This is a genomic window from Ruegeria atlantica, from assembly GCF_013032005.1.
Classification (GTDB): domain Bacteria; phylum Pseudomonadota; class Alphaproteobacteria; order Rhodobacterales; family Rhodobacteraceae; genus Ruegeria; species Ruegeria atlantica_A.
This window is the reverse complement of sequence record NZ_WQBE01000001.1, coordinates 263,926-284,708: the sequence shown is the minus strand read 5'-3', so window position 1 is coordinate 284,708 and position 20,783 is coordinate 263,926. Positions and strand designations below refer to the sequence as shown.

Sequence of the window (20,783 nt, the reverse complement as noted above, 5' to 3'; positions counted from 1 at the left end):
AATCGGAGTTTGCGACGGCTGACTTGTTAACGATTTTGATTCAATTCAACCTTTTTCGCGCTTTGGCGTCCAAACCGGCAACAATCCACCGATTCGTACTCAGTGATTCGCACAAATCCTCCGACTCCAGTCCTCGAACGTCGGGATAGAACCGCGAGTTTGTGGCAAAATTAAGATATCTTAACAATTCGCTCAGGAAACACACAGATTGAAGGCGCATCTCCTGTTTCAACGCGCGGCCGCACCCGCGTGAAATAAACAGGAGATAAAAATGAGCATCCGCAAATCCTCACTTCTTTTGCCCGGGACAGCCAGTTGGGTTGGCGCTGGCGCACTGAGCGCCGCATTGCTGGCGACCACCGCCCTGCCCTCGATGGCCGACGAAGCACTGGCCGATCTTGTGGAAAATGTATCGCCCTCGGTCGTCACCATCATCGCCGAACAAGGTGCCACACCGGTTCCCACGCAGGGACAGGAGTTTGACTTTGACCAACACCCGTTCGGAGAATTTTTCAAACGCTTCGGCGCGCCCGAAGGGTTTAACGCCCCGCAGCGTGGACCGGCACAAGGTCTGGGTTCGGGTTTCGTTTTGGATGAAGCGGGTTACATCGTTACCAATCACCATGTCGTAGACAATGCCGAGTCCGTAACGGTTCGCATGTCGGACGACCGTACGTTTGACGCCGAGGTTATTGGCACCGACCCGCTGACCGACATCGCAGTTCTGAAGATCGACACAGATGAAACCCTGCAGGCGGTTGAACTGGGTGACAGCGACGGCATCCGCGTGGGCGAAGACGTCGTAGCCATCGGCAACCCGTTCGGGCTGCATTCAACCGTGACGACCGGTATCGTATCGGCCAAAGGGCGCAACATCTCGCAAGGGCCGTATGCTGAATTCATTCAAACCGACGCAGCTATCAACAAAGGCAACTCGGGTGGTCCGCTATTCAACATGGAAGGTGAAGTCGTCGGCGTAAATTCGGCGATCTACTCGCCCACCGGTGGCTCAGTGGGTCTGGGGTTTGCGGTGACATCGAACATTGTGGAACACATCGCGGCCGACCTGCGCGATGACGGCCAGGTCAGCCGGGGTTGGCTGGGTGTGTCGATCCAGAATGTCAGCCCCGAGCTTGCGGCAGCCATGGGCATCGATAGCTCAACCGGCGCGCTGGTTGCGGATGTTGTTGCCGACAGCCCGGCCGAAGGCGTTCTGCAACAGGGTGATGTCATTCTGACCTTCAACGATGAAGTCGTCGATTCCAGCAGTGATCTTCCGGTCCTTGTCGGCACTACCAAAGTGGGAACCGACAGCGTTCTGACTGTTCTGCGCGATGGCAAGGAACAACAGATCGAGTTGACCGTCGGCCAGCATCAAAGCGCATCGGCCCAGATTGATAAGTCAGTGGACGAAACCGTCTCGGGCACTGCTTTGGGCGTAACTATTGCACCGCTGACCGACACCAACCGCGCCGAGATGGGTGTGGCTGAAAATGTCGATGGTGTGATCGTCACTGACCTGAAACCCGATAGCCCGGCAGCCAAAGCCGGTCTGCAACGGGGCGATGTGATCGTGAAACTGGGCGGCCAGGAAACCGCAACACCGGACGCCTTGAAGGCCGCTCTCGACAGCGAAAAAACCGACCCCGCGCTTGTTCTTATCAATCGCGGTGGAAACCAGATCTTTGTAGCGGTGGAAATCGCCTGATCTGACACCAGCGCGCGCCACGTGATGGGGAAATCTGGCGGGCGCCTCCTCGGTGGTTTGAATTGTCCGCAAACCGCCGGGACTGCCGGGTGCGATACACCGCACCCGGCAGATTGATTAGCCAACCCATGTGCTTTGCCCAAAAATTGTGTTTAAATCCCGGTAGAAAGGAACTCGCATCATGAGCCGTCGCTTGCTGATCGTCGAAGATGATGAAGACACACGAGAGTTCATCGCCAAGGGATTTGGCGAAGAAGGTTATGTCATCGAGCAGGCCGAGGACGGCCGTGAAGGTCTGTATCATGCCACCGACGGCGGATTTGACGCGGTTGTTCTGGACCGGATGTTACCGGGTTTAGATGGCCTGTCGCTGATCAAATCGATGCGTGCGGCGGGCGTTAAAACGCCGGTTCTGATGCTGACCGCCATGAGCGCCGTTGATGAACGTGTCAAAGGGCTGCGTGCCGGTGCGGATGACTATCTGGTCAAACCGTTCTCGTTCCAGGAATTGCACGCCCGGATCGAGGCCCTTCTGCGCCGACCGCAAGAGGCCGAGGAAAGCCCGACCCTGAATTGCCGCGACCTTGAGATGGACCTGCTGACCCGCAAGGTCACCCGCAACGGGCGCGAGATCACCCTCACCCCGCGTGAGTTTCAGATCCTCGAGTTCTTCCTGCGCCGGAAGAACCGCGTGGTATCGCGCACCATGCTGCTTGAGGGGGTTTGGGACTATCACTTCGACCCCAATACCAATGTGGTCGATGTCCATATCTCGAAACTGCGGCGTCAACTGGACGAAGGCGGCGAGCCGCCGTTGATTGAAACCGTCCGGGGCGCCGGTTACATGATATCTGATGGATAACCTGCGACTTTCCTTTAACAATTCACGCACACGCCTCGTACTGGCCAGCATGGTCCTCAGTACCTTGCTGACCGCGACCGTGCTGGCGTTGGTCTATGTAACGGCGAACCGCAGCATTGAAAGCGAGACACGCTCGGTCGTGTCGGCAGAGCTGACAGGGTTGGCGGATGAATACGAACGCCGAGGCCTGATCGGGTTGATGCGGGCGATTGAGCGGCGTCTTCCAACCGCCGCTGACCGCGATGCGTTATATCTTCTGACCGATCGCTTTGGCGTCAATCTGGCTGGCAACCTCAAACAATGGCCCGAGAATATCGCAGCCGGCAGCGGCTGGGTCGATCTGGAACTGCGCCGGGCCGAAAATGATGAATTGGTGCCCGTCTCGGCCGCCTCGGTTCGCCTGCCCGGCGGTGAACGCCTGCTGGTAGGACGCGACGCACTGGCGCGGCAGCAATTCGACCGGGTTCTGCTGCGGTCGGTCGGCATCGCGCTGGCAATTGCCCTAGCGCTGAGTGTACTCACCGGTTGGCTATTCACCCGCCTGGTCTTTTCTCGCTTGTCCGATATCGCCAACACGGCAGAGAACATCGTATCGGGCGACCTAACCCGGCGCATGCCCCTGCGCGGCACTGGGGACGAATTCGATCAGGTATCCGGGACGCTCAACACCATGCTGGACCGGATTGAGGAACTGGTTAGCAATCTACGTACAACGTCAAATTCAATCGCCCACGATCTGCGCTCGCCCCTGTCGCGGTTGAAGCAACGAGTTGAAACGCTGTCTGACCCTTCGAAAACGGATCAAGAGCGCGAGATTGATATCGCGCGGGCCAGTGTCGAAATCGACCATGTGTTGCGAGTATTGGGGCAACTGACCGAAATCTCACGCGCCGAAGCTGGTGTTGGTCGGGAACAATTCGAACCGGTCGATCTGCAGCAACTGGTGGCGGATGTAGTGGAGCTTTACGATCCCGTGGCAGTCGATCAGGGTATCCAGCTTGAGGTCACGGGCACAGCAGCGCCAATACCGGGGCATCGCCCGCTGTTGTCCCAGGCCCTTTCAAACCTGCTGGAAAACGCGATGCGCTATGCGCCGCAGGACACCACTGTCACGATCCACCTGTCCGAAGATGGTGCCTATTCAAATCTGAGCGTTCGCGATCGTGGTCCCGGCGTTCCGCAAGAAGACCTGCCGCGCCTGCAAATGCCGTTTGTCACACTGGACCCGGCCCGAACCGAGCGGAATGCCGGTCTGGGCCTAGCCCTTGTCGCTGCGATTTCCCACATGCATGGCGGCGCGTTTGAAGCCAGCAATTGTAATCCGGGGCTTGAAGCGAAAATCAAATTGGCGCGCAAACCCTAATTGGGTACGCCGTTGATTGCCATTGTCTTGTTTTTATAGCGTTTATCAGCAGTAACATCCTCACCGAACCAATCCGGCGGAGTGTAGGCCATAGCCTCGACTTCGGTCTCAAATTCCACCTCGACCAACTGCAGCGGGGCCAGATCGCCCTGAAACACGTCCAACTCAAACACGCGCCCGTCGGACAACTGGCCTGTGAAACGTTCCTTTTCCACCCGGCGCCCATCAGTTTCCGGCCAGAATGTTTCGAATTGCTCGGCCGTAATTTCAGCCTCACGCTCGACCCGCACCATCGAGCCGCCACCTTTGAGGGTTAGGAAGAACCGGTCATTCTTTTGACGCAGGCGCAGTTCGGTGGAATCGTCGGGCGCTGTCAAATATCCCTGCCGCACGACAGCTTTCTCTGCGCCGCTGAGGTCCGGCAGGTCCGCGACCAAAAACTTGCGTTCAATTTCCATGCTCATTTGCTTGAAATCACTCCGTTTTCCAATTCATCGAACAACGACTGATAGGCAGAGCTGGCGTCTCTGCGACCAGCAAAGATACTGACCGGGGCGCGGTTTTGGCCCATACGTTCGATATCGGCGGCAAAAGGTATTTCGGTTCGCAGGAACCGTTTTTTGTACTGTTTACGCATCTTCTCCATCGTTTCCAGATGCAAGGTTTTGCGCCGCTGCACCATCGAAAAGAACGCCCTAATCTTTTTCTTGGGCAGCTTTTGTTGATCAAAGAAGGCCACCAACTGCGCAAGCGTTCGCTCGGACAAAGTGGTCGGAATGACCGGCACCACGATCTGATCCGCCGCCTTAAAAACGTTCTCGGACAGGGTCGAAAAATTCGGGGGGCAATCCAGAATGATCACGTCGTAGTCACTGCCGGCGGCGGCCAGAGCCTTTTTCAACCGGGATCGCTTGTTTCGCATACGCGATAGGAACACGTCAAAGTCGCGGAAGGTCAGGTTCGCTGGCAACACGTCCAGCCCTTCGAAATCACTGGCCTTGATAGATTTGGTGAACCGGGAAACATCCTCGAAAAACCGCGCGTCGGTCAACTTTTTTGAAGGTTTTACCCGAAAATAGAACCCCGCCGCACCCTGCGGATCAAGGTCGCACAACAACACGGTGTACCCTGCTTGCGCATAGGCATAGGCCAAGTTTACCGAGGTTGCGGTTTTACCCACACCGCCCTTGTTGCTGTAGCAGGCAATGATCTTCACCAGTCAATCCTCCTTTTGGCGAAACAGGGCTCGGAACAGGTTCTGAATCTCGGGGCTATCGAAATGCTGAAAATTGGCAATCACGTGGTCGCGCTCAGCTTTTTGGCGCTGATCGAGTACGGCGATCAGCCCTCCGGCGGCCATGGCAAGCGGCGCACTTGTCCGATTTCGGGCATCACTTTGAGTGGAAACAAAATTAAGCAGCGCCTCTTGTTGCACCGAATAGTCATTGAACAAACCCAAATTATCTTGCATTTTTTTCAATGGCTTAATGAGCATTTTGAAATTACTCTTGTCGAACAAAGGTGCAAAGAACTCCATCAGATAGCGCAGCTTCTTGCAGTCTATCCGCAGTTCATGCACCGCCTCGTCTGGAGTTTTCGGGGTAATCCCACGGGCAAGCTTGCATACTTTTCGGTAGCGTTTCCAGATCAACGAACGGGCATAGTCATAAGCTCTGAGCTCGGCGTTGGGTCCGGGTTCCAACCGTTTAGTATCAGCAAACAGTGCTAGAAGTTGCTTCATCTGTCTGCCATAGGCGGCACTGCGCAAACGCCGACTCAGCACAGCAAGTTCGCGGTTACGCTCTTGTTCAAACTTCGCGAACATCGCCTCGATACCGAGATGAAGATTAGGCGGTATCAGGTTGAAATAAATGTCTTTTTCCAAAAGATAGACATCCAAATCCCGCACCCGCCCCGTAGACGCCATCAGGTCCGAGAATTCGCGTTTTAGTGCGCTTGTCTGATCTGGCGAAAACACGCCTTTGAACAGGCTCAGCACGGACCGCACGCGCCTGAGCGAGACGCGATAATCATGCAAAAATTCCGTGTCTATATCCGCGACGATCCCTGCCTCATTCCGGCGCGCGACCTCCAGATAGGTGCGGATGATATCCACCGCCACTTCGATCGAAGGTTCCTGTTTGCCCAACTCGATATCGGGTTTGGCATTGTAGGCAGGGAAATCTGCAAAAAGGCCTTGCATGACCACCTCTGCACCTGACGCGCCAGCCGCCAATTCCCCTAACGCCAAACTGACCTTTTGAAAGGGGCGTTTATACCCGCGCAGGGGTTGAACGGTCAGGATCGTCACCTGCCCGTGGTGTGTGCCCAAAGTCAGGGCGCGGCCGCGAACTTGTGTTTTTTGCAGATCGTCCAATACGGCAAAAGTGCTGCCTTTGATGGTGCCAGAGCCGATACACATAAGCGCGCGCAACTTTGGGAAATCTTTCAACGCCGCGCGGACAGGTCCATCCGGCAAGTCCTGTACGAACATGCCTGTGCCGCCGCCATCCTGAATCAAAAAGTCCCTGTCGTTCAGCAGCTGCAACGAGCCGCCTGTTTCGATCAATAACCGGCCTTTGGCCCGTAGCGACTGATCATGGCTGTCTAGCAGGTCAAAGGAGCGGGCAGCGGAAGGCGGTTCAATCGCGATCGTCAACCCCTTAACTAATCCTGAGAATTCGTCCTGGTCGAACTTGCCTGAAAGGACGAACACCCTGCGTTTCCGCCCCATCACCCGCGCCTCGTTTTCAAGGCATCAAGGCTTCGTAGTGCCGTGCCATCGAACTGCCAGCGCGGGTTCTTGCCGTGTCTCTTAGCGGTCTCCCGGTTCTTGAACATCGGCACCCTCATGACAGCATGGTGCCATGAAATCGCATACTATTCCGTCTGGCAAGCTTGATGTCTTACTGACCGTGCGTCAGGTCGACAGCCCCTAAACACCCCGCTAAAAGTAGCGCATGTCCGACCCTATCTCCTCAATCCGCAACCTCGGCCCGGCTTACGAACAAGCCTGCGCCCGTGCAGGTATTCATTCGGCACAGGAATTGCGCGAATTAGGTCCCGATAAAGCCTATTCCCGGCTTTTGCAGACAGGAACCAAGCCGCATTTCATCGGCTATTACGTGCTGGTCATGGGGTTGCAGGGCCGCCCGTGGAACGATTGCAAGGGCGATGAGAAAAAGGCCCTGCGGCAGCGGTTCGATGCCATTAAGGCCAGCGTCACCGCGATGCCTGAAACCCAGATGATCTCGGATCTGGATGCAATCGGTGTGCGGGTGTCTGCCGACGACCTCAAGCCGAAAAAAAAGAGCCGCACCCGTAAACGGGAGCGGCTCAAGAATCCGATCTGACGGCGGCTTAGCCGACCAGTTCGATGCCCGAGAAGAAGTAAGCGATTTCAACCGCTGCAGTTTCCGGAGCGTCCGAACCGTGGACCGAGTTTTCACCAACCGATTCAGCAAACTCGGCGCGGATGGTGCCGGGGGCTGCGTCTGCAGGGTTGGTTGCGCCCATGACTTCGCGGTTCTTTGCAATGGCGCCTTCGCCTTCCAGAACCTGAACAACAACCGGAGCCGACGACATGAATTCGCACAGTTCGTCATAGAACGGACGCTCGGCATGCACGTCATAGAACTTGCCAGCCTGAGCTTTGGTCATGTGGATGCGCTTTTGCGCAACGATGCGCAGGCCGGCTTCTTCGAACTTGGCGTTGATCTTGCCAGTCAGGTTGCGGCGGGTTGCATCAGGTTTGATGATCGAGAATGTGCGTTCCAGTGCCATGTCGGCCTCTCCTTAACATAAGGCGCGGGGTCGCGCCGAAATCCATCGCGCGCCGCGTAGCACGGTCTGTCTGATATGAAAAGGACTATGATGCGCAGCGGCTCAGATCGGCTCGGGCAGTGGGTCCTGACGGTCAACCCAGCGCACATAAACCACGGCCAACAGTCCGGCAGAGCTGCAGGCCCACATCATACCCAAAACCAGAAACGGCCCGTTGTCGGGGCTGACCCATAACCCGGTCAGCGAGGTCAGTACCGCCCCAAGCGCCACGATCATCGCACCTGACAAGCCAGCGGCGCTGCCTGCCAGTTTGGGCCGGACAGACATCAGACCGGCCGAGGCATTGGCGTTGGTCAATCCGTTGCCAAAGCCAACAAAAATGGCAGACCCGAAAAACACCCAGACCGAGCCCAGATCCGCAAGAAACAGCAGAAGACCCAAAAGTGGCCCAGTCGACGCGACGATGCGTCCGATCAGGATCATGGTTGTCAGTGGTGTTCTGGCGGCGATCCGACCCGTGATGAAATTCCCCACCATGAAGCCACCGGTGATGATGCCGATCCCCAATCCCAACATCGCGGGGCTTAGATCGAACCATGCCGCCGCCACCAATGGAGCTCCGGTGATGAAACTGTAGAACCCACCGATCGAAAAGGACGCACACAAGGCATAACCCCAGAACCGGCGAGCACGAAAAAGGTGGGGGTATTCACGCAACTGCGCCGCGAAGGTTGAAGAACGGTTGGTATTGGTCTCACCCATATCGACCCACAACAACAGCAGCATCCCCGCTCCCAGCGCCGAGTACAGAACAAAGCCTGCCCGCCAGCCGAACAGGCCGTCCAGCGCACCGCCTAGCATTGGCCCAAGCATCGGGGCCAGCGCCATCGCCATGGCCACATAGCCCAGTTTGCTGGCGGCCTCGTTCGGCGGGTACATGTCCCGGATTGCGGCGCTCGACAGCACAGGCCCGGCAACCACAGCCGCCTGCAACAGACGAAAGCCCAGAAAGGCCCAGATTGATTCAGCCAAAACGCAACCAACCGAGGCCACAACAAAGACCGACATACAGATCAGCAAAACGGGCCTGCGACCAAATCGGTCGGACAGCGGCCCCATGATCAGTTGCAATACTGCAGACACCGCCAGATATCCGGCCACCGACAGGTTCACCAATGCATAGTCGACCTGAAAATCCCCGGCCATTCGGGCCAGCGACGGCAGGAACATATTCAACGTCAACACGGAAATCGCCGTGGCGAACACCAAAGTGACTAGAGAGGGAGGCGAAGAAGCCGCGCGCATGTTAAAACCGTCAAAATCCAACCGGACCAGCGCTAGCACATAGGCTGACCGATGAACATGCCAACCCGCTGGCGGCGTCTGACATGCTCTGTTATGAGCGGCTCATGTTACGGATCGAAGACATCACCTATGCGGTCGAAGGCCGCCCCCTGTTTGACGGTGCCAGCGCCACCATTCCCGATGGCCACAAGGTTGGTCTGGTGGGGCGTAACGGCACTGGCAAGACCACTCTGTTCCGCTTGATCCGGGGCGAGTTGGCGCTGGAATCGGGCAATATCGTGTTGCCGAAACGCGCACGGATCGGCGGCGTGGCGCAAGAGGTCCCCTCGTCCGACGTGTCGCTGATCAACACGGTTCTGGCCGCCGACACCGAACGCAGCGCGCTGATGACCGAGGCCGACAGCGCCGAAGACCCCGCGCGCATTGCCGAGATTCAGACCCGGCTGGCGGATATCGACGCGTGGTCTGCTGAATCCCGCGCGGCCTCGATCCTCAAGGGTCTGGGATTCGATGACGGAGATCAATTGCGCCCCTGTTCCGACTTCTCGGGCGGTTGGCGGATGCGTGTGGCACTGGCGGCGGTGTTGTTTTCGCAGCCCGACCTATTGCTGCTAGACGAACCGACCAACTATCTGGACCTCGAAGGCGCACTGTGGCTGGAAAGCTATCTGGCGAAATATCCGCATACGGTGATCATCATCAGCCACGACCGCGGGTTGCTGAACCGTGCGGTGGGCTCGATCTTGCATCTGGAAGACCGCAAACTGACCTACTACGCGGTGCCTTATGACAAATTCGCTGAACGCCGGGCGGAGCGACTGGCCCAGGCGGAATCTGAGAACGCCAAGGCCAAGGCCCGCATCGCTCACCTGCAGAGCTTCGTGGACAGGTTTCGGTACAAAGCATCCAAAGCCGTTCAGGCCCAGTCCCGCCTGAAGATGATTGAACGCATCCAGCTGGTCTCGACCCCACAAGAGGCCGCTTTGCGGGCGTTTTCCTTCCCCGAGCCCGAAGAGTTGTCCCCCCCGATCATCCAGATCGAAGGCGGTGTGACTGGCTATGGCGAAACCGAAGTATTGCGCCGTCTGAACTTGCGCATTGATCAGGACGACCGCATCGCGTTGTTAGGTAAAAACGGTCAGGGTAAATCGACGCTATCCAAGCTGCTATCCGACCGCCTGCCCCTGATGGCGGGGAAGATGACCCGCAGTAACAAACTCCGCATCGGGTATTTCGCACAGCATCAGGTGGATGAGCTGCACGTGGACGAAACGCCGCTGGACCACCTGCGCCGTCTGCGCCCAGATGAGGCACCGGGCAAATGGCGATCACGTCTGGCCGGGTTCGGGCTGAACGCGGATCAGGCGGAAACGCTGGTTGGGCGCCTTTCGGGCGGTCAAAAGGCCCGCTTGTCGTTGCTGATCGCAACCATCGACGCGCCTCATATGCTAATCCTGGACGAACCGACCAACCACCTGGATATCGAAAGCCGCGAGGCGCTGGTCGAGGCGCTGACTGAATACTCCGGCGCAGTCGTTCTGGTCAGCCACGATATGCATCTACTGTCACTAGTTGCTGACCGACTTTGGCTGGTCTCGGACGGAACGGTCAAACCCTTTGACGGAGACCTTGAGGCTTATCGCGCCATGCTGCTGGCCCGTGACAAACCGGTCAAAGAGAAACCCAAGGCGGCGAAACCCAAACGCCCTTCGCGTGATACGATGCAGGCCCTGCGCGCCGATCTGCGCAAATGCGAGGACCGGATTGAAAAGCTGACGGACATGCATGAGAAACTGTCCGCAAAACTAGCAGATCCAGCATTGTACGAAGACGACCGCATCAACGATCTGGAAACCTGGAACCGGAAATTTGCCGAAGTGGTTGAAGCCATGAAAAAGGCCGAGACTTTGTGGGTGGCAGCCGCCGAACGACTTGAACAGGCAGAAACAGCAGCATGATAGACAGCGCATTCCTTATCACCGCATTCACGACGCTTTTCGTGGTCCTCGACCCGCCGGCCCAAACGCCTATCTTTGTGGCGTTGACCCAGGGCATGGACTGGCACACCCGTCGCTCAATCGCGATCAGGGCCTGTTTGACAGCAGGTGTGATTTTGGCCGCCTTCGCCGCCTTCGGTGAGGCCCTTCTGGGGTTTGTAGGCATCTCGATGGAAGCGTTTCGCGTCGCGGGGGGCGTTCTGTTGTTTCTGACCGCGCTCGACATGCTGTTTGAACGCCGCACCAAACGTCGGGAAAACAGTGCAGAGGAAGAGGAACATCCGGATCCATCGGTATTTCCGCTGGGTATTCCACTGATCGCTGGCCCCGGCTCGATTGCGACCATGATCCTGCTGGCAGGTCAGCAGCCCGGTATTCAGGGCTTGGCCGTGGTCGTCGGAGTAATGCTGGTCGTGTTGGCAATGGTCTTTGTGATGTATCTGACATCTGGGGCGGTGGCACGTGTATTGGGCAAAACCGGGCTGAATGTGTTGACCCGGCTGCTGGGCATGCTGCTGGCGGCGCTGTCGGTTCAGTTTATTTTGGACGGGCTCAAGGCCTTTGGTTTTGCGTCGTAAATCCCCATATAGATTAAAGTAAGCGTGGTAAGGGGTACGGCATGGACGGCGACAGCATTGGACGTTTGGTGTATCTGGCCGTGCTTGGTGCGGCGGTGGTGGCGTGGTTCGTCTCGCAGAACCGTCAGTCTCTGAACAAGACCATGCAACAGGCGATGGCCTGGGTGTTCATTTTTGTCGGTACCATTGCCGTTGTCGGACTGTGGGAAGACATCCGATCAACCGTTGGCCCTGCCCCGCAGATGACTGTCACCGGCGAAACGATCGCGGTGCCTCGGGCACGTGACGGACATTATTACCTGCCCGTTGTGGTGAACGGAGAGCCGATAACCTTTCTTGTCGACACCGGTGCCAGCCAGATCGTGCTGAGCGATCAGGACGCCCGACGCATTGGTATTGACCCTGACCAACTGAACTATCTCGGCCGCGCCTCGACCGCGAATGGAGAGGTCCGCACCGCACCCGTTCGGCTGGATAGCCTTGAGCTGGGGCCGATCACCGATCACAACGTCTCGGCCTGGGTCAACGAAGGCGATTTGCGCCAATCGCTGCTGGGCATGGATTATCTGCATCGCTTTTCGAATATCCAGTTCGCGGATGGCCGTCTGATCCTGTCTCGTTAAAGGGTCTGCGGCGGCATTTCCGAATTGAGAACAAAATAAGAACATGCTAGGCTGCGTGCATGTCTACAAACCTTCTTGGCCGCAAACCTGCGCGTGAGGCGCCGGGGCTGACCTTACACCCTCAGATCACTCTGCAACTGGCCCGCGTACATGAGGCCTGCGGCCCCGCCCGACGTAGCTTTGCCATGTGGTTGGCCGGCCAGGCGCAGGGGCCGGTGCTGTGGATTTCTCCAGCGTGGGAGTCCGGCCAATTGAACCCCGACGGGATGATGCCCTTTGCCGATCCTGCCCGGTTCCTGTTCGTCCATCCCACCCGCGCCGAGGATCTGCTGTGGTGCATGGAAGAGGCGCTGCGCAGCGGGGCCATTCCGCTGATCATCGGCGACCTGCCGAGCGCACCGGGGCTGACGCCGGTGCGGCGCATGCATCTGGCTGCTGAACAGGGTGGCACGATGGGGCGGGCGCCGCTAGGGCTGCTGCTGACGCCCGGCGACGGTGGCGCGCAGGGGGTCGAGACCCGCTGGCACATGGCCGCGAACCATCAGGGCGAGGCCCGCCGCTGGACCCTGACCCGCCGCCGCGCCCGCGCCCTGCCCCCGGTCAGCTGGCGCGCCACCCAGATCAAACCGCGCGCCGGGTTGAATCTGAACCGGACCGAAGCCGAAGATGTTTTGGCGTGACACATCACGCAGTTCACGCAACTTGTGACTGGCAAAAGCCGGACCCCCACCCTAGCGTGCCAGCATGAGCCATCCAATCCATGACAGCCGATATTCCTGGCTTCGCCTTCTGATCACGCTTGGCATCGCCATGGTGGCGAATGCCGGTATGTGGGCGGTGGTCGTGGTGATGCCCGCAATCGAGGTACAGTTCAACGCCGGAAGAGCCGAAGTGTCGATGCCCTACACGCTCGCCATGATCGGCTTTGCGTTGGGTAATATGTGGCTGGGGCAACTGGTGGATCGGCTGGGCGTGACCAAAGCGCTGATCGGGGCTTCTGTGCTAAGTGCAGTCAGCTATCTATTGGCGACATTGGCTCCGAACATGTTGATGCTCTCGGTGGCGCATCTATTGATGGGCTTGGGCGCATCCATCGGGTTTGGCCCCTTGATCGCGGACATTTCCCATTGGTTCATGCGGCGACGCGGGATCGCCGTCGCGCTGGTCGCCAGCGGAAACTACCTGTCTGGGGCCATCTGGCCCACCCTGCTGGCCGGAATTCTGGCCCGGGAAGGGTGGCAGCAAGTCTATCTGACATTGGCCATCGTGACACTGATCGTTGTTATACCTCTTTCCTTACTACTAGGCCGTAAAGTTCCGGACGAAGCCCACAGTACTGCAGCTGCTACTGCTCAAATAAATACGCGCAGCGTTGGAATACCTCCGCGCACTCTTCAATACATCCTGGGTTTGGCCGGGATCGGCTGTTGCGTAGCCATGTCCATGCCACAAGTTCATATCGTGTCCTATTGCGTCGGGTTGGGTTATGGCCCTGCGGTCGGGGCCGAGATGTTGTCACTAATGCTGTTGGGTGGTGTCCTCAGCCGGATCGTTTCGGGGTTGGTCGCCGACAAGTTGGGTGGGATCAGGACCTTGCTTATCGGTTCTACACTGCAATGCATCGCCCTGTTTCTATTCCTGCCCTATGACGGGATGGTCTCGCTTTATGTCATCAGTATGCTGTTCGGGCTGGCGCAAGGTGGGATCGTGCCCAGCTATGCCTTAGTGGTGCGCGAATACATGCCCCCGAAAGAGGCCGGCGCACGGGTGGGGTTCGTCCTCATGATGACCATCATGGGTATGGCTTTGGGCGGGTGGATGTCCGGGTGGATATACGACGTGACGGGAAGCTATCAGTTGGCCTTCGTCAACGGCCTTCTTTGGAACGGGTTGAACATCGCCATCCTGCTGGTGCTGCTGCACCGCTCGCGCCCTCGCGGGCACGGGGCGTTGGCATGAGCCTGCTGTCCCGGCGCATCGTTCTGGCCGGGTTGGTCGCCTTGCCCATGGCGCGTCCAGCCCAAGCTGCGCTTACTCAATACGAGCTGGTGTCACAGGGCACATCCGTCGACTTTACCTTTGATCTGTCAGGCCTTGCACAATCCGGAACCATGCCAATCCAGTCGGCGGATATTCAGATCGACCTGAGCAATCTGATCAACAGCCGCGTCAGCGTGACCCTGAACGCGGCTGAAGCCCGCACCAGATTGCCCTTTGCCCGAACCGCAATGCTGAGCGCCGGGGTGCTGGACGTTGAGAACTTTCCAACCGTTCACTTTACGTCAACCAAGGTGCAGCTTGGCGAAGGCGGTCGAATTTCGCGCGGGGCAGAGATTACCGGAGACCTGACCCTGCGCGGCGTCACCCGCCCGATCACCCTGCAAGCCAACCTTCACCGGCCGCCCGGCAGCGCCGCAAATATCCTGGATATGCTCTCGATCCAATTGACCGGCTCGCTCAACCGTCACGACTTTGGGGCGTCCGGCTATGCCGATCTGGTACAGGACACCGTCGGGCTAGACATCCGGGCTGAAATCAAAAAAGCCGAATAGGCAAAAAACGACGTCCCCGCGTCGATTAGGCGCGCGCATCACCGGCAAAATTCGCCAAGGTGCCCCCATCATGCGTACGATCATTTCTTTTGCCGCCCTCTTTCTTTCAGTCATTCTGCTGCAACTTTCCACAGGTGGCGTCGGGCCGCTGGACGCCATCTCGGGCATTACACTGGAATTCACGACCGAGCAGATCGGTCTGCTGGGCTCGTCCCATTTCCTAGGCTTTTTCATTGGTTGCTGGTGGGCCCCGAGACTGATGGGGAATGTCGGCCACTCTCGCGCCTTCGCGGTCTGCACGGCTTTGGGCGCAATGGGGTTGATCGGGCATACCCTGACCGACAACCCCTATCTATGGGCCGCATTGCGGATCGCTTCGGGCACCTGTGTGGCGGGCTGCTATACCGTGATCGAGGCCTGGCTGAACGCCAAGGTCACCAACGAAACCCGTGGCCGGGCGATGGGGACCTATCGGTTCGTGGATATGGGGGCGTCACTGGGGGCACAGTTGATCATCGCCGTGCTGCCGCCCGCCTCATACGTGTCTTATAACCTGTTGGCGATCTTGTGCTGTGCCGCCCTGCTGCCGCTGACCCTGACCCGCGCCAGTCAGCCGATCACACCTAACGCCCCCCGCTTGCGGCCCAAACTGGCCTGGCGCAGTTCGCCCCTTGCTGTGGCAGGTGTGATTGTTGCGGCGCTCAGCTCAGCTTCGTTCCGAATGGTCGGTCCGGTTTATGGGCAAGAGGTCGGACTAGGCGTGGATCAGATCGCGTTCTTCCTGGCCTCATTTGTTCTGGGTGGGGCGCTGGCGCAATATCCGCTGGGATGGTTGGCCGACAAATTCGACCGGCGCTGGGTACTGATCTGGTTGTCTGGCGCTGCCGTGCTTAGCTGTGGCGTAACAATGGCCGCCAGCGGAACCGGCACCTTGGGCGTCATGCTGGCCGCTGCCATTTTTGGCCTGACAACTTTCCCGATCTTCTCGGTGTCATCGGCGCACGCAAATGACTTTGCTACCACCGAGGAACGGGTCGAATTATCAGCCGCGTTGATGTTCTGGTACGCGCTGGGGGCTATTGCGTCGCCCTACATTTCGTCCACCCTGATCCAGCAATTCGGTCCAAGTGCCCTGTTTGCTTTCGTGGCAGCCGGGCATCTGGTTTTGATCGTGTTTGGCCTGGCCCGGATGCGGTCCCGCCCAACACCGGACGAGCGGACCAATTATGTCTACGCCCCACGCACTTCGTTTACCATCGGACGGCTGTTGAAAAAGTCGCGCGAAGATTAAAGGGCCGGGAAATCCCGGCCCCTTATTCCGTTATTGCCGCGTCGGCGGTGTTTCGTCTTCCACCACCTCGGCCACTTTGGCGGGTTCAACCGTCTGCTCCAGCGCGCCGTTCACCACGCCACCGACGCCTTGCTCCATCGACAAACCAAGTTCTTCACCCAGCTTCTTGAGCGCGGGCATCTGCACCGCCATACCCATGATCGAATCCAGCGCCTGATTGACCACCGGCTTGTCGCCATTTGCAGCCCCGCCTCCATTGGCAGCGCCGATGCCGCCGACCTGATGGATCTTGATCGAGTCGATCTTTTCAGCCGGCTTCACCATTTCCGAGATGATCGACGGCATGGTTTCGATCCGGGTCAGATCAACCTTCATGCGGATCTGTTCGGGCGACAGGGCATTGTCTGCCTCAACAATCGCGCGCTTACCTTCCGCTTCGGCCAGCATGTCGTTCTTCTTGGCCTCGGCGCGGATATTCAGCGCGTCCGCTTCGGCCTGCGCTTCTTCGCGGCGGGCTTCGGCGCGGTCGGCGGCGGCCTCTTTCTCCGCCTGTGCGGCCAATCGGATAGCGGTGGCCTGACGTTCGGCTTCACGCGTGGCTTCGATCAGTACGATCTGCTTCTGACGCTCGGCCTCGGCCACTTCGCGAGCAGTTGCCACGGCTTCGGTCGCCTTAGTCGCTTCAGCACGAGCCAAGTCAGCAGAGGCACGCGCGCGGCTTTCCTCTTCGGATTTCTGCGCGATGATGATCTGGCGTTCTTGCTCAGCCACTTCCAGTTCCCGCTCTTTCGCGATTTCGGCATCACGGATATTGCGCTCACGCTCGATCTCGGCGGCACGAATGGCTTCCTCACGGGCGATCCGGGCGCGTTCGGTTTCACGCACCGAATCTTCGGTTCGCGCCGCAATTTCAGCCTCTTGTGCCACGCGCAAGGTTTCCACCTTCTGCGTCTGCTCGATCCGCGCCTGCGCTTCATCCTGCTCGATCAGCAGCTTTTGACGTTCCGCTTCCATCGCGGCACGGCGAACCTCAACCTCAGCTTCAGCGTCGATCTGCGCGCGTTCTTTCTTGGACACGGCGATAACCTCGGCCAGTTTGCGCATACCTACCGCGTTAAACGCGTTGTTCTCGTCCAAGGCCTCAAACGGCGTCTGGTCCAGCGCGGTCAGCGAGACGGATTCCAGAGACAGACCGTTTTTCAACAAGTCCTCAGACACCGCATTCTGCACCTCTTGCACAAAGTCGGCGCGGTTTTCGTGCAGCCCGTCCATGGTCATTTGAGCGGCCACAGCACGCAGACCGTCGATCAGCTTACCTTCGATCATCTCGCGCAGTTGCTCGACGTCAAAAGTGCGACCACCAAGTGTTTGAGCCGCGCGCGAAATACCTTCTTCGGTGGCCATGACCGAGACGTAGAATTCCACGCCAACGTCCACACGCATCCGGTCCTTGGTGATCAGAGCAGCCTCGCCGCTGCGCTGCACTTCAAGGCGCAAGGTCTTCATGTTGACCGGGCTGACCTCGTGCAGCAGCGGTACGATGATGACGCCGCCATCCATGATGACTTTCTTGCCACCTGCCCCGGTTTTCACCAGACTGACCTCTCGGGTCGCGCGGCGATACAGACGGCCAAGCACAAGGCCGATGAACAAAACGACTGCTAATAAGGTCACAACTGTGACGGCCAGGAATGGTAGTTCCATGCTAAATCCTCCAGGTTGGGGTTTGAAATTTTGTTAGTCTGACAAGCCGACCAGAACGAACCGGTCACGCCGTCGGTCACGCAAAACCAGCACTTCGGTGCCTTGTTTCAGCGCATCCTTGTCCTGCAACGGTTCCGCGCGAAGGTAGTGAGAGTTTCCAAAACGGTCGGTGACGCGGACCTCAGCCGGACGCCCGCGCGAGGCCGTTCCTTGCGTGATCACGCCACGACGGCGTGCAAGCATGCGTTCCGACATCGCCTCGGTCTCGGTTTTCGGCAACAGGCGGGCAAAGACACCACCAAAGCCGCGCGCAAACCACAGGGCAAAGGCACCGGCCGGAAGTGCCGCCATCCAGCTTGGCAGGTCAAAGCCCAGCAAATCGCGCAGCGCCAATTGCAGGCCAATTCCCGACAGGCCGAATCCAGCCAGCAGAACCGCCAGCCATATCATGAATGGCACCTTGCCGATTCCAAGCCACGCCAAAGGACTCGAAGGGGCTGCGCCCGATGCGTCCGCCTCAACCTCGGCCAGTTCGAATTCGCCCAGATCAACATCCGCGTCGACATCCAGGTCAAAATCACCAATGTCCAGATCGGGACCGTCAACCACATCCAGGTCAACCTCGGCCTCGCCTGCCATAAGACTTCCGCCCAGAACCAATGCGATCAGTTCCAGCCCAAGAAGACCGAACAGAAGCGCAAGCGCCAGTGTAAAGGGCACAAACGCACCCTCAAGCAGAAAGTCGAACATCAGTAGACTGCCCTCATTTTGTGTATACTTTTGTATACATTAGATAGGTAGCGATAACACAGATTCAAGTGGCTGTGATTCCGTTATTCAACCTAGGGGTATTGTGGACCACGAGCCGGATGCAATCGTATTTCTCTGCTAGATGGATTTTCGGGGTTGTTGTTGTTTTAAATCGCCCCTGAGCAAAAGCCGGGCTTTTGCTGGCCGGTTACATAAGGTAGACGGGCGCGCAGATAGATACGTGGAAACGCAAAATGGCTCGGATTCTCATCACCTCGGCGATCCCTTACATCAACGGGATCAAGCACCTCGGCAATCTGATCGGCTCGCAATTGCCTGCTGATCTGTACGCACGCTTTCAGCGTGGCCGGGGGAATGAGGTCATGTTCCTGTGTGCCACCGACGAACACGGCACCCCGGCTGAACTGGCGGCTGCCAAGGCTGGCAAGCCTGTGGCTGAATACTGCGCCGAGATGTACGGCGTTCAGGCCGACATCGCCAACCGCTTTGGTCTGAGCTTCGATCACTTTGGCCGTTCTTCCAGCGATCAAAACAAGAAGCTGACCCAGCATTTTGCAGGTAAGCTGGATGACGCCGGACTGATCCGCGAAGTCACGGAAAAGCAGGTTTATTCCAATGCCGATGGCCGCTTTCTGCCCGACCGTTATATCGAGGGCACCTGCCCCAATTGCGGCTATGAGCGCGCGCGCGGCGACCAGTGTGAAAACTGCACCAAGCAGCTGGACCCGACCGACCTGATTGAGCCGCGCAGTGCGATCAGCGGTTCCACCGATTTGGAGGTGCGCGAAACCAAGCACCTGTATCTGCGTCAGTCGGCCATGAAAGATCAGCTGGACGCCTGGATTGACAGCAAGACCGACTGGCCGATCCTGACGACCTCCATCGCAAAGAAGTGGTTGCACGATGGCGACGGTCTGCAAGATCGCGGCATCACCCGTGATCTGGATTGGGGCGTACCGGTCAAGAAAGGTGATCAGGATTGGCCGGGGATGGAAGGTAAAGTCTTCTATGTCTGGTTCGACGCGCCCATCGAATACATCGCCTGCGCCAAGGAATGGGCCGACGCAAACGGCAAAGCCGACGCCGATTGGCAGCGCTGGTGGCGCACCGACAAGGGCGCGGATGACGTGCGCTATGTGCAGTTCATGGGCAAGGACAACGTGCCCTTTCATACGCTGTCCTTCCCGGCCACCATTCTGGGTTCGGGTGAGCCGTGGAAGATGGTCGACCACCTGAAATCGTTCAACTACCTGAACTATGACGGCGGCCAGTTCTCGACCTCTCAGGGCCGCGGCGTCTTCATGGATCAGGCGCTAGAGATTCTGCCCGCTGATTACTGGCGCTGGTGGCTGCTGAGCCATGCGCCCGAAAGCAGCGACAGCGAGTTCACGTGGGAGAAATTCCAGCAATCTGTGAACAAAGACCTTGCGGATGTTCTGGGCAACTTTGTCAGCCGGATCACCAAATTCTGCCGGTCTAAATTCTCTGAGGCCGTGCCCGAGGGCGGTAGTTTTGGTGAACGTGAAAAGACCCTGATTGACGATCTCACAAAACGCGTTCGGGCCTTTGAAGGACATATGGAGGCGATGGAGGTTCGCAAATCCGCGCAGGAATTGCGGGCGATTTGGGTCGCGGGCAACGAATATCTACAGGCCGCTGCCCCTTGGTCAACCTTCAAAGAAGATCCGGAACAGGCCGCAGCTCAGGTACGTCTGGGCTTGAACCTGATCCGCCTGTATGCCGTTCTCAGCGCCCCCTTCATCCCCGAAACGTCGGCCCGGATGCTGAGCGCGATGAATACTCTGGACACCAGCTGGCCCGACGATGTCGCGGCTGCGCTGAACGCACTGCCCGCTGGGCATGCCTTTACGGTACCAGACGTGCTGTTCGCCAAAATCACTGACGAACAGCGCGAAGATTGGGAAAACCGGTTCGCCGGCGCGCGCGAATGATCCGATGCAACATCTGAATTTGGAAACGGGGGCCAAACGGTCCCCGTTTTCCGTTGTCTCAACTGAAGCCAGCAATGCGACCACAGGCAAATCGGCCTAAGTCGGCCTTTTGACGAGAAAATTCCCGCAAGTCTCCGCCCGTTCGTCGTATTCAAGAAGCTTGAGATATAATCCTAAAAAGGTCATCCTGACCTGAATTCAGTCGACTCGCCGGGGCGACCAACCTGCCCGGGCGCAAAATCCTTAAAATGAACGAGGCGCCTGCCATGTCCCTTGCATTGAAGAACTTGAATA

Annotated in this window: 19 protein-coding genes; 12 read left to right on the top strand and 7 right to left on the bottom strand. The window is 58.1% G+C overall.

Translation table 11 applies throughout. From position 1 onward, the window contains the following. The first annotated feature begins 271 nt into the window (after window positions 1–271). The 3 genes from GOX21_RS01385 (at window position 272) to GOX21_RS01375 (ending at window position 3,933) form a co-directional block, all read left to right on the top strand. Window positions 272–1,708, top strand: a complete 1,437-nt coding sequence (locus tag GOX21_RS01385) for a DegQ family serine endoprotease (RefSeq protein WP_170374973.1) — start codon at window positions 272–274, stop codon at window positions 1,706–1,708. 181 nt (window positions 1,709–1,889) lie between these two features. Next, a complete protein-coding gene (locus GOX21_RS01380) occupies window positions 1,890–2,570 on the top strand; it encodes a response regulator transcription factor (protein ID WP_170348457.1) in 681 nt (226 codons plus the stop codon). Beyond that, window positions 2,563–3,933, top strand: coding sequence for a sensor histidine kinase (locus GOX21_RS01375; RefSeq protein ID WP_170358095.1), 1,371 nt, complete (start codon window positions 2,563–2,565; stop codon window positions 3,931–3,933). The genes GOX21_RS01380 and GOX21_RS01375 overlap by 8 nt, the downstream gene beginning before the upstream one ends. Here GOX21_RS01375 and GOX21_RS01370 read toward each other — a convergent pair. The 3 genes from GOX21_RS01370 to GOX21_RS01360 are packed head-to-tail and all read right to left on the bottom strand — an operon-like array spanning window position 3,930 to window position 6,649. After that, on the bottom strand, window positions 3,930–4,391 hold the full coding sequence (locus GOX21_RS01370; protein ID WP_254428435.1) for a CYTH domain-containing protein: 462 nt from the start codon (window positions 4,389–4,391) through the stop codon (window positions 3,930–3,932). The genes GOX21_RS01375 and GOX21_RS01370 overlap by 4 nt on opposite strands. A 2-nt stretch (window positions 4,392–4,393) precedes the next feature. Then, window positions 4,394–5,149 (bottom strand): ParA family protein, encoded by a 756-nt coding sequence (locus tag GOX21_RS01365; protein ID WP_170374970.1) that lies wholly within the window; start codon window positions 5,147–5,149, stop codon window positions 4,394–4,396. A gap of 3 nt (window positions 5,150–5,152) precedes the next feature. Then, the gene (locus GOX21_RS01360) at window positions 5,153–6,649 is read right to left on the bottom strand and encodes a CHAD domain-containing protein (protein WP_170374968.1); all 1,497 of its coding nucleotides are present in this window, start codon (window positions 6,647–6,649) and stop codon (window positions 5,153–5,155) included. Window positions 6,650–6,893: 244 nt separating this feature from the next. Between GOX21_RS01360 and GOX21_RS01355 the strand changes: the two genes are divergently transcribed. Beyond that, entirely contained in the window at window positions 6,894–7,286 is a 393-nt protein-coding gene (locus tag GOX21_RS01355) for a TfoX/Sxy family protein (RefSeq protein WP_170374966.1), read from the top strand. A gap of 7 nt (window positions 7,287–7,293) precedes the next feature. Here GOX21_RS01355 and ndk read toward each other — a convergent pair whose 3' ends face one another. Both ndk and GOX21_RS01345 read right to left on the bottom strand, forming a co-directional pair. Beyond that, on the bottom strand, window positions 7,294–7,716 hold the full coding sequence (ndk, locus tag GOX21_RS01350) for a nucleoside-diphosphate kinase (protein WP_008757405.1): 423 nt from the start codon (window positions 7,714–7,716) through the stop codon (window positions 7,294–7,296). Window positions 7,717–7,818: 102 nt separating this feature from the next. Beyond that, window positions 7,819–9,021, bottom strand: coding sequence for a multidrug effflux MFS transporter (locus tag GOX21_RS01345; protein ID WP_170376096.1), 1,203 nt, complete (start codon window positions 9,019–9,021; stop codon window positions 7,819–7,821). 104 nt (window positions 9,022–9,125) lie between these two features. Between GOX21_RS01345 and GOX21_RS01340 the strand changes: the two genes are divergently transcribed. The 7 genes from GOX21_RS01340 (at window position 9,126) to GOX21_RS01310 (ending at window position 16,062) form a co-directional block, all read left to right on the top strand. Then, window positions 9,126–10,979 (top strand): ABC-F family ATP-binding cassette domain-containing protein, encoded by a 1,854-nt coding sequence (locus tag GOX21_RS01340; RefSeq protein WP_170374964.1) that lies wholly within the window; start codon window positions 9,126–9,128, stop codon window positions 10,977–10,979. Further along, the gene (locus GOX21_RS01335; RefSeq protein ID WP_170348449.1) at window positions 10,976–11,596 is read left to right on the top strand and encodes a MarC family protein; all 621 of its coding nucleotides are present in this window, start codon (window positions 10,976–10,978) and stop codon (window positions 11,594–11,596) included. Before GOX21_RS01340 ends, GOX21_RS01335 begins: the two co-directional genes overlap by 4 nt. Before the next feature lie 41 nt (window positions 11,597–11,637). Further along, entirely contained in the window at window positions 11,638–12,219 is a 582-nt protein-coding gene (locus GOX21_RS01330) for a retropepsin-like aspartic protease family protein (protein WP_170374963.1), read from the top strand. A gap of 59 nt (window positions 12,220–12,278) precedes the next feature. Further along, a complete protein-coding gene (locus GOX21_RS01325) occupies window positions 12,279–12,899 on the top strand; it encodes an ImuA family protein (protein WP_170374961.1) in 621 nt (206 codons plus the stop codon). 64 nt (window positions 12,900–12,963) lie between these two features. Beyond that, window positions 12,964–14,178 carry an MFS transporter gene (locus GOX21_RS01320; protein WP_170374959.1) on the top strand — a complete coding sequence of 405 codons (1,215 nt, stop codon included), beginning with the start codon at window positions 12,964–12,966 and terminating at the stop codon, window positions 14,176–14,178. Further along, window positions 14,175–14,771, top strand: coding sequence for a YceI family protein (locus GOX21_RS01315; protein ID WP_170374957.1), 597 nt, complete (start codon window positions 14,175–14,177; stop codon window positions 14,769–14,771). The genes GOX21_RS01320 and GOX21_RS01315 overlap by 4 nt, the downstream gene beginning before the upstream one ends. Before the next feature lie 70 nt (window positions 14,772–14,841). Further along, window positions 14,842–16,062, top strand: coding sequence for an MFS transporter (locus tag GOX21_RS01310; RefSeq protein WP_170348444.1), 1,221 nt, complete (start codon window positions 14,842–14,844; stop codon window positions 16,060–16,062). Between the two features lie 30 nt (window positions 16,063–16,092). Here the strand turns inward: GOX21_RS01310 and GOX21_RS01305 are convergent, their stop codons facing one another. Together GOX21_RS01305 and GOX21_RS01300 are read right to left on the bottom strand one after the other, a co-directional pair. After that, window positions 16,093–17,766: a flotillin family protein gene (locus GOX21_RS01305; protein WP_170374955.1), complete on the bottom strand. Its 1,674-nt coding sequence runs from the start codon at window positions 17,764–17,766 to the stop codon at window positions 16,093–16,095. Window positions 17,767–17,799: 33 nt separating this feature from the next. Further along, complete coding sequence (locus GOX21_RS01300; protein WP_170374953.1) at window positions 17,800–18,516, bottom strand: OB-fold-containig protein; 717 nt, start codon at window positions 18,514–18,516, stop codon at window positions 17,800–17,802. A gap of 254 nt (window positions 18,517–18,770) precedes the next feature. Here GOX21_RS01300 and metG point away from each other — a divergent pair, with 254 nt between their 5' ends. Then, window positions 18,771–20,489, top strand: a complete 1,719-nt coding sequence (gene metG, locus GOX21_RS01295; RefSeq protein WP_170374952.1) for a methionine--tRNA ligase — start codon at window positions 18,771–18,773, stop codon at window positions 20,487–20,489. Window positions 20,490–20,783 lie beyond the last annotated feature (294 nt).